The organism is Fischerella thermalis PCC 7521 (genome assembly GCF_000317225.1).
Lineage (GTDB): Bacteria > Cyanobacteriota > Cyanobacteriia > Cyanobacteriales > Nostocaceae > Fischerella > Fischerella thermalis.
In genome coordinates, this window is record NZ_AJLL01000061.1 from 42,590 (window position 1) to 56,071 (window position 13,482).

The 13,482-nt window shown below is 42.6% G+C and carries 14 protein-coding genes; 10 read left to right on the forward strand and 4 right to left on the reverse strand.

Features of this window, described 5'->3' with window-relative positions; all coding sequences use genetic code 11:
* Positions 1 to 2 precede the first annotated feature (2 nt).
* The 7 genes from ccmM to UYK_RS0113060 all read left to right on the forward strand — a co-directional run bounded on the left by ccmM (position 3) and on the right by UYK_RS0113060 (position 7,547).
* A complete protein-coding gene (gene ccmM, locus UYK_RS0113030) occupies positions 3 to 1,646 on the forward strand; it encodes a beta-carboxysome scaffolding protein CcmM (protein ID WP_016871530.1) in 1,644 nt (547 codons plus the stop codon).
* A gap of 102 nt (positions 1,647 to 1,748) precedes the next feature.
* The gene (gene ccmN, locus UYK_RS0113035; protein ID WP_009457329.1) at positions 1,749 to 2,417 is read left to right on the forward strand and encodes a beta-carboxysome scaffolding protein CcmN; all 669 of its coding nucleotides are present in this window, start codon (positions 1,749 to 1,751) and stop codon (positions 2,415 to 2,417) included.
* Between the two features lie 44 nt (positions 2,418 to 2,461).
* Positions 2,462 to 3,217 carry a beta-carboxysome assembly protein CcmO gene (gene ccmO / locus UYK_RS0113040; protein WP_009457328.1) on the forward strand — a complete coding sequence of 252 codons (756 nt, stop codon included), beginning with the start codon at positions 2,462 to 2,464 and terminating at the stop codon, positions 3,215 to 3,217.
* A gap of 253 nt (positions 3,218 to 3,470) precedes the next feature.
* Entirely contained in the window at positions 3,471 to 4,415 is a 945-nt protein-coding gene (locus UYK_RS0113045) for a LysR family transcriptional regulator (RefSeq protein WP_009457327.1), read from the forward strand.
* A 420-nt stretch (positions 4,416 to 4,835) separates the two neighbouring features.
* Positions 4,836 to 5,063, forward strand: a complete 228-nt coding sequence (locus UYK_RS27270) for a histidine kinase dimerization/phospho-acceptor domain-containing protein (protein ID WP_009457326.1) — start codon at positions 4,836 to 4,838, stop codon at positions 5,061 to 5,063.
* Between the two features lie 74 nt (positions 5,064 to 5,137).
* The gene (locus tag UYK_RS0113055) at positions 5,138 to 6,766 is read left to right on the forward strand and encodes a mucoidy inhibitor MuiA family protein (RefSeq protein ID WP_016871534.1); all 1,629 of its coding nucleotides are present in this window, start codon (positions 5,138 to 5,140) and stop codon (positions 6,764 to 6,766) included.
* Between the two features lie 94 nt (positions 6,767 to 6,860).
* A complete protein-coding gene (locus tag UYK_RS0113060) occupies positions 6,861 to 7,547 on the forward strand; it encodes a Uma2 family endonuclease (protein WP_009457324.1) in 687 nt (228 codons plus the stop codon).
* A gap of 101 nt (positions 7,548 to 7,648) precedes the next feature.
* On the opposite strand, the gene UYK_RS0113065 is transcribed toward UYK_RS0113060, so the two are convergent.
* Positions 7,649 to 7,861 carry a hypothetical protein gene (locus UYK_RS0113065; protein ID WP_009457323.1) on the reverse strand — a complete coding sequence of 71 codons (213 nt, stop codon included), beginning with the start codon at positions 7,859 to 7,861 and terminating at the stop codon, positions 7,649 to 7,651.
* Between the two features lie 298 nt (positions 7,862 to 8,159).
* Here UYK_RS0113065 and mnmE point away from each other — a divergent pair, with 298 nt between their 5' ends.
* Both mnmE and UYK_RS0113075 read left to right on the forward strand, forming a co-directional pair.
* Positions 8,160 to 9,542 (forward strand): tRNA uridine-5-carboxymethylaminomethyl(34) synthesis GTPase MnmE, encoded by a 1,383-nt coding sequence (gene mnmE, locus UYK_RS0113070; RefSeq protein ID WP_009457321.1) that lies wholly within the window; start codon positions 8,160 to 8,162, stop codon positions 9,540 to 9,542.
* 77 nt (positions 9,543 to 9,619) lie between these two features.
* Entirely contained in the window at positions 9,620 to 10,339 is a 720-nt protein-coding gene (locus UYK_RS0113075; protein ID WP_009457320.1) for an energy-coupling factor ABC transporter ATP-binding protein, read from the forward strand.
* A gap of 196 nt (positions 10,340 to 10,535) precedes the next feature.
* Here UYK_RS0113075 and UYK_RS25065 read toward each other — a convergent pair whose 3' ends face one another.
* Positions 10,536 to 10,730 (reverse strand): hypothetical protein, encoded by a 195-nt coding sequence (locus tag UYK_RS25065; RefSeq protein ID WP_071588122.1) that lies wholly within the window; start codon positions 10,728 to 10,730, stop codon positions 10,536 to 10,538.
* A gap of 312 nt (positions 10,731 to 11,042) precedes the next feature.
* The gene (gene psb34, locus UYK_RS26125) at positions 11,043 to 11,213 is read right to left on the reverse strand and encodes a photosystem II assembly protein Psb34 (RefSeq protein ID WP_009457319.1); all 171 of its coding nucleotides are present in this window, start codon (positions 11,211 to 11,213) and stop codon (positions 11,043 to 11,045) included.
* A gap of 319 nt (positions 11,214 to 11,532) precedes the next feature.
* On the opposite strand from psb34, the gene UYK_RS0113085 reads away from it, so the two are divergent.
* Positions 11,533 to 12,612: an ATP-dependent 6-phosphofructokinase gene (locus UYK_RS0113085; protein WP_016871536.1), complete on the forward strand. Its 1,080-nt coding sequence runs from the start codon at positions 11,533 to 11,535 to the stop codon at positions 12,610 to 12,612.
* Between the two features lie 29 nt (positions 12,613 to 12,641).
* Here the strand turns inward: UYK_RS0113085 and UYK_RS0113090 are convergent, their stop codons facing one another.
* The gene (locus tag UYK_RS0113090) at positions 12,642 to 13,316 is read right to left on the reverse strand and encodes a tetratricopeptide repeat protein (protein ID WP_016871537.1); all 675 of its coding nucleotides are present in this window, start codon (positions 13,314 to 13,316) and stop codon (positions 12,642 to 12,644) included.
* Between the last annotated feature and the right edge of the window lie 166 nt (positions 13,317 to 13,482).

Here is a 13,482-nt window from a genome sequence, read left to right on the forward strand (position 1 = left end):
CAATGGCAGTCCGCAGTATCGCGGAGGCGGCTCCCCCAACCCCGTGGTCAAGGAATTTAGCTGAGCCAACAATACATCCATCAGCATTTTTACATTCATTCTCCAATATTATTGGGGATGTCAGGATAGGAGCAAATGTCATCATTGCGCCCGGTACATCGGTGAGGGCAGATGAAGGTACGCCTTTTTATATTGGTGAAAACACTAATCTCCAAGATGGTGTTGTGGTACACGGTTTGGAGAAAGGGCGGGTAATTGGTGATGACCGACAAGAATACTCTGTATGGATCGGCAAGAATAACTGTATTACCCACATGGCTTTAATTCACGGGCCATGCTACATAGGCGATGACTGTTTTATCGGTTTTCGCTCTACGGTGTTTAATGCCAGGGTGGGAGCAGGTTGCATTGTCATGATGCACGCTTTAATCCAAGATGTAGAAATTCCCCCAGGTAAATATGTTCCTTCAGGGGCAATAATTACTAACCAGCAACAAGCGGATCGCTTGCCAGATGTGCAAGCTGATGATAAAGAGTTTGCCCATCACGTGGTCGGGATTAACCAGGCACTACGAGCAGGTTATTTGTGTGCTGCGGATAGTAAATGTATTAGAGCTATTCGTGATGAATTAAATAATTCTTATACAAGCATAGAAGTTGATGTATTGGAAAGGAGCGACGAGGTGTCTAGCAATAGCTTGAGTGCGGAAACAGTAGAGCAAGTACGCTATTTGTTACAGCAAGGATATCACATTGGTACAGAACACGTAGACCAAAGACGGTTCCGCACAGGTTCTTGGACTAGTTGCAAACCAATTGAAGCGAGAAGCTTAGGTGAAGCGATCGCAGCTTTGGAAGCTTGTCTGAGAGACCACAGTGGCGAGTATGTCCGTCTATTTGGCATTGACCCCAAAGGCAAACGGCGTGTGTTGGAAAACATCATCCAACGTCCTGATGGTGTTGTTCAAGCATCAAGTTCCTTTAAAGCTCCTGCTTATTCTAGTAACAATGGCAGCTACAACGGCAATGGTAGCAGCAGACTCAGCAGCGAAACAATTGACCAAATCCGGCAGTTGTTAGCAGGTGGTTACAAAATTGGTACAGAACACGTCGATGAACGCCGATTCCGTACTGGTTCGTGGCAAAGCTGTAAGCCCATTGAATCAAGTTCTCCTGGGGATGTGGTTGCAGCTCTTGAAGATTGTATGGATAACCATCAAGGTGAATACGTACGCTTGATTGGTATCGACCCCAAAGCGAAACGCCGCGTTTTGGAAAGCATTATCCAGCGTCCCAACGGTCCAGTTAGTACACCTAGTAGTAAATCAACTGCTACAACAACCTCTTATGCTGCTAGCGGCACAACAGCAACAGCAACTAGCAGCAAATTAAGTTCCGAAGCAATAGAACAACTACAGCAACTGTTGGCTGGAGGCTTTAAAATTAGCGCTGAACACGTAGACGGGAGACGTTTCCGTACAGGTTCCTGGGCTAGCTGTGGACAAATTCAGGCTAATAGCATTAGGGAAGCGATCGCAGCATTAGAAGGCTACATGAACGAATACCAAGGCGAATACGTGCGCTTGATTGGTATTGACCCCAAAGTCAAGCGTCGGGTATTAGAGCTGATTGTTCAGCGCCCGTAATTAGGGGTATGAGGGGTACAAGGATAAAATATTTGTTTTACTCCCCCCACTCCCCCTACTCCCCCACTCACATCTATCCTGGCTTCCGAGGTTAAAAATTCCATGTCTGTGCCGCCACTGCGCCTGGGTAATAACTTTGACTCCTACATCAGTGGCGAGGTAATGATTCATCCGAGTGCTGTGATTGCGCCAGGGGTGATACTGCAAGCGGCTCCAAGCAGTAAGATTATTATTGGATCAGGGGTTTGTATTGGTATGGGGTCAATCCTCAAAGTTCATGAAGGAACCCTAGAAGTAGAAACTGGGGCAAACCTGGGAGCCGGTTTCCTCATGATTGGTAGTGGTAAAATTGGTGCAAATGCCTGCATCGGTTCAGCAACAACAGTGTTTAATTGTTCCGTCGCTCCTGGACAAGTAGTTGCACCGGGTTCAGTTCTTGGAGACAACAGTCGCCATTTTAGTGATTATGTCCCAATAGCTGAGAAAACCCAACAGCCACAACCATCTACTACAAATCCTGCTTCTAGGCAAGAGGACACAGACATACAAGAAGACTTGTGGAACTCTCAATCAAATTCCTCCCTATCTTCCGCTACTCAGGACTCACAACTGGACACTCAGGGTAAACAAGAGCCTACCACTGAATCTCCAACTCCAAATAATATCGGTACTCACATTTACGGACAGGGAAGCATCCAGCAATTGTTGATCACTTTATTTCCGCATCGGCAATCCTTGAATAAGCCCTCTTCTGACGAGCAGTCTGAGTAAGTGTTAATTGTAAGTTGTCGGTTTGAATATCCTGGAGAATTCACATGGACGCATACAATGCCCAGACATCTCGTCGAAATATACTTAGGGACAGTGCTTTAGGGCTAGTGTCAACTCGCAGTTTTCCGGCCATAGTAGGTACGGCAGATATGATGCTTAAATCCGCTGGGGTTCACCTAGTCGGATATGAAAAAATTGGTAGTGGTCATTGTACTGCAATTGTCAGAGGAGCGATCGCTGATGTCCGTCTAGCGGTAGAAGCTGGTGAGCAAACTGCTAAACAGTTCGATCAGTTTGTTTCTAGCTTAGTAATTCCTAGACCATTTCCCAACCTAGAAATAGTGTTACCGATCAATAGTCGTCTCAATGCAATCACTGAAGATGGTACTTATAGTCGTCTGAGTAATCAAGCAGTTGGCTTAGTAGAAACGCGGGGTTTTCCTGCTATGGTGGGAGCTGCTGATGCCATGCTCAAAGCTGCTGATGTCCAGCTAGCAGCCTATGAAAAAATCGGTTCAGGTTTGTGTACAGCCATTATTCGTGGCTCTGTAGCAAATGTTGCAGTAGCAGTAGAAGCAGGCATGTACGAGGCAGAACGTATTGGAGAACTAAATGCTGTAATGGTAATCCCTCGACCGCTTGATGAATTAGAGAAAACTCTACCAGTCGCAAGTTGCTGGCTAGAAGAACGTCAACCTGTGAGATTGCCACTCAATATTAAAGAGCCAGTTGCTGAGGCAGAGTTACTCCAGTTGCCAGATTTATCTACATTACCTGTAAAAATACAGGAGGAATCATAACAAATGTGATGAATAAAAAAACGTTGTACACACCCAGCAGGAAGAGGTTAGTACAACGTTGTTTACTATCCCCAAAAAGCACCTTCTAAGGTGTGCAACGTTGGCTGGAAGGCATCTTACGCTTTGCTTGTTGTTCTGATAATAACTTTTTAATTCTATAAGTTAAATACCTATCTAACAATAACAGGCATAGATTAATATCTATATTTACAACTCATTACTTGAAGTTGCCATTAGTAGAGGAGAATCACCCTTGAACCAAGCGACGTTGCACCAATTGAAGGTGTTTGAGGCAGCGGCGCGACACGGTAGCTTTACACGTGCCGCTGAAGAACTGTTTCTTACCCAACCTACTGTTTCTATGCAAATCAAGCAACTGACGAAATCAGTAGGTTTGCCGTTATTTGAACAGGTAGGTAAGCGCCTGTATTTGACGGAGGCTGGACGGGAATTATATGCCACTTGTCGGCAAATTTTCGATACTATAGCCCAGTTTGAAATGAAAGTGGCGGATTTAAAAGGGCTAAAACAAGGGCAATTACGCTTAGCAGTAATTACCACAGCTAAATATTTTATACCACGTTTGTTAGGGCCTTTTTGCCAACTTTATCCAGGAATTGAGATATCACTACAAGTGACAAATCATGAAGGCATTCTGGAACGCATGACTAACAATATGGACGACTTGTATATCATGAGTCAGGTGCCAGAACATTTGGATGTAAGTTATCAACAGTTTTTGGAAAATCCCCTAGTAGTTTTAGCACCAATTAATCATCCTCTGTCGAAAGAAAAAAATATCCCTATTCAACGTCTTGCTGATGAACCTTTTATCATGCGGGAACCAGGTTCAGGAACACGCCGTGCTGTGCAGCAATTGTTTGACCAGCATGGGGTAACTGTAAAGGTTAAACTAGAATTGGGAAGCAACGAAGCAATTAAACATGCCATAGCTGGTGGTTTAGGAATTTCGGTTTTGTCTCGTCATACCCTGTTACCAGATAGCGGAGATTTAACTATTCTAGATGTAGAACACTTTCCCATTAAACGAGACTGGTACATGGTCTATCCATCAGGGAAACAACTATCTATTGTTGCTCGTACCTATTTTGAGTATCTACTAGATGCAGCCAAACAAATTGTTGAGCAAACTGCTGTTTCTAGTAGTGAGAAGCATGAGGAAAGTGGCATCAACTAAAGTTTGCAATTTGCAAGTTTGGATTTTCATAGGGAAGGTTAAAAATGAAATTCTGTAGTAATTTTGTCTGACTTGCAAACAGGGGAGACATAGAAGGAAAATGTCATTTTTCTTGGCTATAACCTCCCCTATACAGCAACCTCAACTTGAAATAGATGTGGATATAGTTAGTACAGTTTTGCTTAAAAGCATAGCGTTATTAAACGCAGATAGTCGCAGAAGATAAGGCAAAGGGACGCAGAGTTTTGGTACAGAGATTTCGCTATCGGGCTACTTCAGAAGAAGTGGAATTAATCCAAGCTTTGGCAGACACTACATCAGTAGCAATAGAAAACGTCCGAGTTTACACGCGATCGCACAGCGGAGTTAGAAGCTGCAAATCAAGAACTAGAAAGTTTTGCCTATACCCTCTCTCATGATTTGCGATCGCCACTAGGTGTGATCGATGGCTACAGCACACTTTTACTGAATGACTACGGTAGTCAACTTGATGAGCAAGCAAAATATTACATTCAGCGCATTTGTCTTGCTGCGGAGCGTATGAACGATCACATTGAGCATATGCTCTCTTTACACCAACTCTCACGAGTGGAAATTCAGCCGCAAACAATCAATCTCAGCAACATGGCTCAGGCCACCAAAAACTAAATCTTGACGGTTAGACCTGTAAACCTGCAAAATTAACCAGCACGTCTATATAAAAACATAGGGGGAAACTGGCAGTGGTGAACCCAGAAATACCATCTGTGCAAAAAATTGTAACAAGTCAGATTGTGGCAGTGACGGTGTACTCTGACAAAGCTTTGGTAACAAGAAGAGGTATTGTATCCTTAACGGGGCAGGAAAAAGAATTAGTAGTAACTCCACTGCCAGATATTGTGGAAACAGAGTCGGTAAGGGTTAGTGGAAAGGGAAAGGTAGCAGTGCGCTTGTTGGAAGTGAAATGCGATCGCATCTTTTCTACCGAACCTGTAGCAGCAAAAGTTGCTCAATTGACTCAACAAATCCAACAACTAGAAGCAGAATGGCAACATCTGCAAGCACAAGTTGATGCTTTAGCGTTGCAGTCGAGTTTTATCCAAGGTTTGCGTGAGAAAACAGAAGAACAATTTTCGATCAGTCTGGCTCGAAAAAATCTCAATTTGAGTGAGACTTTGGATTTTGTTAACTTTTTGGGAAGTCAGTATACAGAGTATGCGATCGCCACAGCAGAATGCAAAACCCGTCAGCAAGAATTAGATAAGCAATTACAAGCACTCCGCCAGCAGTTACAAACTATCCAAACACCCCATCCCAAAGAAAGTTTAAGCTTGAGTGTCGGGATAGAACCTGCGGGTGCAGGAGAGTTTGAGCTAGAAGTATCTTACCTAGTTAGTCGTGCCAGTTGGACTCCTTTGTATGACCTGCGGGTAAGTAGTACTAGTAATGTTGTCAACCTTGGTTATTTAGCAGAAGTAACCCAAAGCACAGGCGAAGATTGGTTGGGTGTAGCTCTGACTCTTTCTACCGCCAAACCTGGATTAGGTACACTGCCACCAAAACTTGAACCCTGGTATATTGACATACCTATTCCTAGGCAGTATGATTACGTCATGACGGCCGCACCTATAGGCGCTAGGCATCAGTTAGGAGCCGCAAAAGTGCGGACTGTTATGCCAAGTCCACCACCAGGAAGTGGAGAAGTACAAGAAGACATAGCAGCCGAAACTGTGGTAGCAGAAGTATCTAGAGAAGGAAGTGTAGTTACTTTTAAACTGAGTAATAGTGGGAATATACCTAGTGATGGCACACCCCACAAAACTACAATTTTCCATGACGATTTTCCATGTACTTTTAATTACATAGCAATGCCGCGCCTAGTGAGTTTTGCCTATTTGCAAGCAAAGGTCAAAAATAGTTCAGAAGGTGCGACTTTGTTACCTGGTAAAGCAAACATTTACCGCGACAATATTTTTGTGGGTATTACTCAACTAGAAAATATTGCACCAGGACAAGAATTTAATGTTAACTTAGGTATCGACGAAGGTTTGAAAATTGAGCGTGAGTTAGTTGAGCGGCAAGTTGATAAAAAGTTAATTGGTAATAACCGCAGAATTACTTATGCTTATCGATTATTAATTACCAATTTGCTCAACCAACCAGCAAATTTAAAATTAACTGAACAACTACCAGTCAGTCGCAACGAACAAATAAAAGTACGACTAACTCGCAGCAACCCTTCAATTCAACTTGGTGAAATGGGGATGTTGGAATGGGATTTGATGATTCCTGCTCAGGGGAAACAGGAGATATATTATCAGTTTATGGTTGAACATCCGCCGCAGTTAACAGTGGTGGGTTTGGATGTTTAAGGAAGAAGATTAATGCGTTCAAGCACTACTGGATATTTAGTCTCATATTGTATAACTGCTACCCTAAACTTACAGCACCCATACACTTGCAGCTATGTCCGTTGCTAAAGAGATAGAAACCCCAGAATTAGAAACACCGGAAGATGCTATTATATTTCCTCCTGGTGATTTAGACAGTGATGAACCGCCTTTGGAATCTGATTTACATCTGCGGCAAATAATTTTACTGCTTCAATGCTTAGAATTGTGGTGGCGAAACCGCACCGACTTTTACTGTGCGGGAAATCTTACTGTCTACTATAGCCCTCGTCAGCGCAAATCTGAAGACTTCCGGGGACCTGATTTTTTCATGGTATTGGGAACTGAACGCAAACCGCGTAAAAGTTGGGTGGTTTGGGAAGAAGATGGAAAATATCCGAACCTAATTATTGAACTACTCTCGAGTTCAACAGTAGCAACTGATAAAGGCTTAAAAAAACAGATATATCAAGATATCTTTCGCACACCGGAGTACTTCTGGTTTGATCCGCATAATTTAGAATTTGCTGGATTTATCTTAGTTGGTGGAACTTATCAACCGATTGAACCCAATCCTCAAGGCTGGTTGTGGAGTCAACAACTAAATTTATTCTTGGGAATTTATCAAGAAAAATTACGCTTTTTGACAGCAGCAGGGGAACTGGTTCCCACTCCAGAAGAAGTTGCAGAACAGGAAAAACAAAGAAGCGATCGCCTGGCGGCAAAACTGCGAGAATTAGGTGTAGATCCAGATTCAATTTAAAAACTTTTAATAAACTTTACCCCTCTGGAATAACAAAATCAAAGGCTGAAAATTCTCAAGGAGTAAGAAGACATCATCACTACAAAACTAATTTAAGAGCATTAATCTTCTGGTAATACCCATTTTGGTGGTTCCATGAGTTTTTTGAGTCTTGCAGCTTCAGCAATCTCATGCATTTTGTCTAAAGAAGTCTGTTCAATAAACTTAGAAGTCTCCTCTAAATAAGCTTTCTCATCCTTGACATTCTCTTTGTCGCTGGCTTGGGGATTATTTGTTTTACCCTCTTCCACGCTGACCTCCTTGATTACAGTCATGATTGCTGCTAAGCAAAAACACTTTAGCTCCTCTCATAAATCTTAACCTTGTCACTGCTCCTAGAAACATTGTTGTAATATTTCTAAAATCATGACCGAAGAAAGGCAGAGGAGCCACTGCGGTGGACGGGTTTCCCCGCATAAAGCATGTGGTCTGGTAGAAGGCAAAAATTTAGTAAATATTTATACCAAAATCGGAAATGTGTCCCTGATTTTTGACTTTCCACAAAGAAATGAACTAAACAAAGTCTCTACAATCGACAATAGATTCAATTCCTGATTCCTGAAAAAGGCGCTGATGTCGGAAATTTTTGCCACAACTGGAACCATTGCCGCGATCGCAACTGCTATTGTCCCCCAACAAGGTAGCGTTGGGATTGTGCGCGTATCTGGTTCAGAAGCAATACCCATTGCCAAAACCCTTTTTCATGCGCCTGGGCGTCAAGTTTGGGAAAGCCACCGCATTCTCTACGGTTATATTCGTCATCCCCAAACACGACAACTGGTGGATGAAGCACTACTGCTGATTATGCAAGCGCCCCGCTCTTATACCCGTGAAGATGTTGTAGAGTTTCATTGCCACGGGGGAATTATGGCAGTACAGCAGGTGTTGCAACTATGTTTAGAAAACGGTGCTAGACTAGCGCAGCCAGGAGAATTTACCTTGCGGGCGTTTTTAAATGGACGGCTAGATTTAACCCAAGCCGAAAGTATAGCTGATTTAGTCGGAGCGCGATCGCCCCAAGCTGCACAAACTGCTTTAGCAGGCTTACAAGGTAAACTCGCTCAGCCTATCCGACAACTACGGACTCAATGTTTGGATATCTTAGCGGAAATTGAAGCGCGGATTGATTTTGAGGAAGACTTACCTCCGCTGGATGATAAAACTATCATATCAGAAGTTGAGAAAATTTCAGCAGAAATAGCTAAGTTACTGGCAACCGCCGAGCAAGGCGAACTGCTACGCACAGGTCTAAAAGTCGCGATTGTCGGGCGTCCGAACGTGGGAAAATCAAGTTTGTTGAATGCCTGGAGTAGAAGCGATCGCGCCATTGTCACCGATTTACCTGGTACAACTCGTGATGTTGTGGAATCACAATTAGTCGTTGGTGGAATTCCTGTACAGGTCTTAGATACTGCGGGTATTCGAGCTACAGAAGACCAAGTAGAAAAAATTGGTGTCGAGCGTTCCCGCAGTGCTGCACAAGCTGCCGATTTAGTCCTGCTCACCATTGATGCTTCCGCAGGATGGACAACAGACGACCAAGAAATTTACGCACAGGTAAAACATCGTCCCTTGATTTTGGTGATCAATAAAATTGACCTAGCAGCAGCAGAAACAGTGCAGTATCCCAGAGAAATTAGCCAAGTTGTAAAAACAGCAGTGGTACAAAATCAAGGAATTGCAGCTCTAGAAGCAGCGATTTTAGAGCAAGTGCAAGCAGGGAAAATCCAAGCTGCTGACATGGACTTGGCAATTAATCAAAGACAAGCCGCCGCACTTGTCAAAGCCAAAACATCTTTAGAACAAGTGCAGACAACGATCGCTCAGCAATTACCTCTTGATTTTTGGACAATTGATTTACGTGGAGCAATTCACGCTCTAGGCGAAATTACAGGAGAAGAGGTAACAGAATCTGTCTTAGATAGGATTTTTAGTCGGTTTTGTATTGGTAAATAATTAATTTGTCATTGGTCATTGGTCATTGGTCATTTGTCAATGGTCAACCACCAACTAACAACCACCAACTAACTAAAATGTCACAAACTGTAGTGGTTCAAGACTTAGTGTATGCGTATTCTACACGTGAACCAGTTTTACGAGAAATTTCTTTTACCTTAAATGCAGGCGATCGCGTCGCACTCATGGGACCGACTGGTTCGGGTAAAAGTACTCTGCTTGAGAACCTGATCGGCTTAAAAGAACCCCAAGCAGGGAAGATTTGGATTAATAATATTCCCTTAGAACCAAAAACCTTAGCCCAAATACGTCGTCAAATTGGTTTTGGTTTTCAAGATGCTAACGATCAGCTATTTATGCCCACTATTCTTGAAGATATTACCTTTGGACCACGTAATTATGGTGTATCACCAGCGATCGCCATTGATAAAGCTAGAAATCTATTAGCTGATTTTGGTTTAGAAGCTTATGCTAATCGTTCTGCTCATGAACTGTCTGGAGGACAAAGACGCCTTGCTGCCTTAGCTGCAATTTTAGCATTGGAACCAGATATTTTGATTTTGGACGAACCAACCAATGGTCTTGATCCCGCATGGCGGCGTCACTTTGCTCAAATGTTATTAAAGTGGCAAGGTAAAGTCATGTTAATCGCCTCCCACGATTTGCACTGGTTAGGGAAAGTTACTCAACGTGCTTTAGTGCTTTCTGGAGGACGTATTCATATAGATGGTGATATTCAGTCATTATTACAAGAAACTGATACTTTGGAAAGATTAGGTTTACCTGTAGATTGGTAAATACTTGATGCACATCTTGGACATTCCATAGCGATCCCACTAATTCATATTTCTATTCTCAAACGCCGCGATCGCGCTTTATGATAACGCACGCGACCACTAAGGTTTTCTGTCGATAGCATCTAAAAAAACCCCGGCGTTAAGTACCGGGGCGAAGAGGAGAAGTGTGAATGACGGTGAAAATTGCAGCTTGCTGTTAACAATCAGTTGAGTGCTGAACCTCGGTTTTACCGTTATTCTGGCGCACCTCAACATGCGAACACTGACGCTGACCGCCCGAGGTGTACTCGGATGTGCGTGTTTGCTGTACTTGCTCATTCTGTTGAGTGGTACAGCCTATTAAGGTAGCGATCAGCATGTAAGGCAAAAGTTTGTTGAATAATCTATCCATGGACTGAGGTTGATACGAATCAGATAGCCGTGATTCTGCGGTTTCTAGACCAATTCAGCAATCAATAAAATTCAACTCTTTCTTATTGTTCACTCCTAAACAGCGATCGCATTGGTCTATATGAGTATCTACAGCTTGACTGCTTGCCTTTCCAGAAAACTTACTATTTTTTGCCGATATTATAATCAGGGGGCGATCTTCGAGAAACTGCTAAGTGTTTACGCACCCCACAACAAAAAACCCCGGTGAAACCGACCGAGGTAACGCAGAGAAGAACGAATGACAATAAGAGATATTGCGAGAAAGAAAATCTTAACTAACGCTAAAAGCAACTAAAACTAAAGTACTGACAATGGCTGAAGCAAAAACAGCTTGGATAACGTATTTGCGTTGTTGCCAAATTGCAGGATACTCGGCGTAGTACATCTTGGGTTCAGTTGCGTAGTTGTTGAGAACGCCGTCTTCATTAACAGTAGTGTACATAGCTTGTTTCCTTTATTTGTTTCTCTATGTAAATAAATATAACAATATTTTTACAAAAGGTCAATAAGACTTGACAAAAAAGTTTGATACCTCTAAAAAGAGTCACTTATCAGAAAAAAGAGAGTTAGATGATGAATAGACCTACAAGATAGGTCTAATGTCCAATTCACAAGGGGGTTTGGGAAATCGTCCGTAGGGTCTACAGTCGGGAGATGAGTTTAAATATATAAAATCACTTTAAATTTTTTGGCGCCGGAATCCTGCTCATCGTTTAATCTACTACTAAATATGTTTCACGCAGGAAATGTAAAAACAACATATGGCAAAATGCAAGCGTATTGGCATTCTTACTAGTGGAGGAGATTGCTCTGGTTTAAATGCGGCCATCAGAGCTGTTGTTCATTGTGCTTGTGGAAAAGGTTGGGAAGTACTGGGAATTCGTCAAGCAACTCTAGGATTAATGGCGCGTCCACCGCAATTTATCAAACTGGAAATCGACCAAGTTGACCCACTGTTAACTTCTGGTGGAACAATGTTAGGAACCACCAACAAAGGCGATCCCTTTGCTTTTCCTATGCCTGATGGTACTGTATGCGATCGCTCTGAAGAAATCATTGCAGGCTACCATCAACTACACTTAGATGCTTTGATTGGGATTGGTGGCGATGGTAGCTTGGCTATTCTGCGTCATTTAGCCCAACAAGGCGGTATTAATTTAGTGGGTATTCCCAAAACAATTGATAATGATATTGGCATTACCGAACATGCGATCGGTTTTGATACGGCAGTTAACATCGCCACAGAAGCGCTTGATCGCTTACATTTTACCGCTGCTTCTCACAGTCGAGTCATGATTTTAGAAGTCATGGGTCGTGATGCGGGACATATAGCCATTGCTGCGGGAATTGCTGGGGGAGCAGATGTGATTTTAATTCCAGAAATTCCCTATACGATTGACCAGATTTGCTGCCAAATTAAACAGCGCCAAGACCAAGGCAAAAACTATTGTTTAATTATTGCTTCCGAAGCGGTTCGTACTCAAGACGGTGAAACTCTCACAATGACAAATCGTTTGGGTCAATGTCGATATGGTGGTATAGGTCAATACTTAGCCGATCAACTTAGCGATCGCATTGGTGTAGAAACCCGAGTCACAGTCTTAGGACACATCCAACGAGGTGGAACCGCTTCCCCACTAGATCGACTTGTGGCAGCTGCCTTTGGTGTAGCTGCGGTAAATCTTATAGAAGAAGGTAAATACGATTACATGGTAACATGGCAAAATCGCCAGGTTCTCAGTGTACCTATTGCTGAGGCGATCGCTCAATATAGAGCTGTCAACCCAGAGGATACTTTAGTGAAAACTGCTCGTGGTTTGGGTATTTATTTGGGAGATTGACATTGCTAAGGATATTGAAAAAACTCATTTCACGATACAGTCGGGTCATCGTTAGGTTTGAGCTGACGTAAAATCTCTTGAATTCGTTCTACCTTTCGAGGTTTATTTTGGGCTTTAAAAGCACTCAATGCTTTTTCTAAAGATGCGATCGCTTCTTCGCGTTTACCAACTTCCCAAAACGCTTGAGCTAAATTAGTCAGTGCATCACCATAATTGGGATTAATTGCTAGTGCTTTATTATATTCTGCAATCGCTTCTTCCCATTGTTCTTGACTGGCAAAAACAAGTCCAATACCATTGTGTGCAAGCGCGTATTTAGAATCTAAGCGAATTGCTTCTTGATATTGTTTAATTGCCTCGTCTTTTTTCTCCTGACGAAACAAGACATTACCTAACTGGTAATAGCCAAAAGCATCTTTGGGATACTTCTTAATTAATTTACGTAAATTCTCTTCTGCACCAGCTAAATCACCTTGGCTAAATAAAGTATTTGCTGTTCTAATTAGTTGCGATCGCTCTTGCTGTCCACTGTTAGCGTCGGAAAATTGCGCTAGTATTTGCTCCTGGGTGTGTTGTTTAGCAGTACCAGGATTACGTACTTGTGCAAAAGCAGACTCAAAGGTATTTGTGACAATCAAAATACCCAAACTCAAGTAACAAGCAGTTTGAGCCAATCTTGGCTGAAAAGAATTTTTTGGCTTCATCACGCAGTAATTTTTCTATTATTTGGGATTTATATCTATATAAATAAATATGTTAACAATTTTCCCATCTCTACTCTTCCCTCTGCGTTCTCTGTGCCTCTGCGGTTAAATAAATTACATTTAAACCGCAGAGACGCAGAGGACACAGAGTAAAAAACTAGCAGTG

What these genes read in the sequence shown, in the direction of transcription:
- ccmM (WP_016871530.1), top strand. Translation starts at nt 3, where the DNA reads ATGGCAGTCCGCAGTATCGCGGAGGCGGCTCCCCCAACCCCGTGGTCA.
- ccmN (WP_009457329.1), top strand. Translation starts at nt 1,749, where the DNA reads ATGTCTGTGCCGCCACTGCGCCTGGGTAATAACTTTGACTCCTACATC.
- ccmO (WP_009457328.1), top strand. Translation starts at nt 2,462, where the DNA reads ATGGACGCATACAATGCCCAGACATCTCGTCGAAATATACTTAGGGAC.
- UYK_RS0113060 (WP_009457324.1), top strand. Translation starts at nt 6,861, where the DNA reads ATGTCCGTTGCTAAAGAGATAGAAACCCCAGAATTAGAAACACCGGAA.
- UYK_RS0113065 (WP_009457323.1), bottom strand. Translation starts at nt 7,861, where the DNA reads ATGACTGTAATCAAGGAGGTCAGCGTGGAAGAGGGTAAAACAAATAAT.
- mnmE (WP_009457321.1), top strand. Translation starts at nt 8,160, where the DNA reads ATGTCGGAAATTTTTGCCACAACTGGAACCATTGCCGCGATCGCAACT.
- UYK_RS0113075 (WP_009457320.1), top strand. Translation starts at nt 9,620, where the DNA reads ATGTCACAAACTGTAGTGGTTCAAGACTTAGTGTATGCGTATTCTACA.
- UYK_RS25065 (WP_071588122.1), bottom strand. Translation starts at nt 10,730, where the DNA reads ATGGATAGATTATTCAACAAACTTTTGCCTTACATGCTGATCGCTACC.
- psb34 (WP_009457319.1), bottom strand. Translation starts at nt 11,213, where the DNA reads ATGTACACTACTGTTAATGAAGACGGCGTTCTCAACAACTACGCAACT.
- UYK_RS0113085 (WP_016871536.1), top strand. Translation starts at nt 11,533, where the DNA reads ATGGCAAAATGCAAGCGTATTGGCATTCTTACTAGTGGAGGAGATTGC.
- UYK_RS0113090 (WP_016871537.1), bottom strand. Translation starts at nt 13,316, where the DNA reads ATGAAGCCAAAAAATTCTTTTCAGCCAAGATTGGCTCAAACTGCTTGT.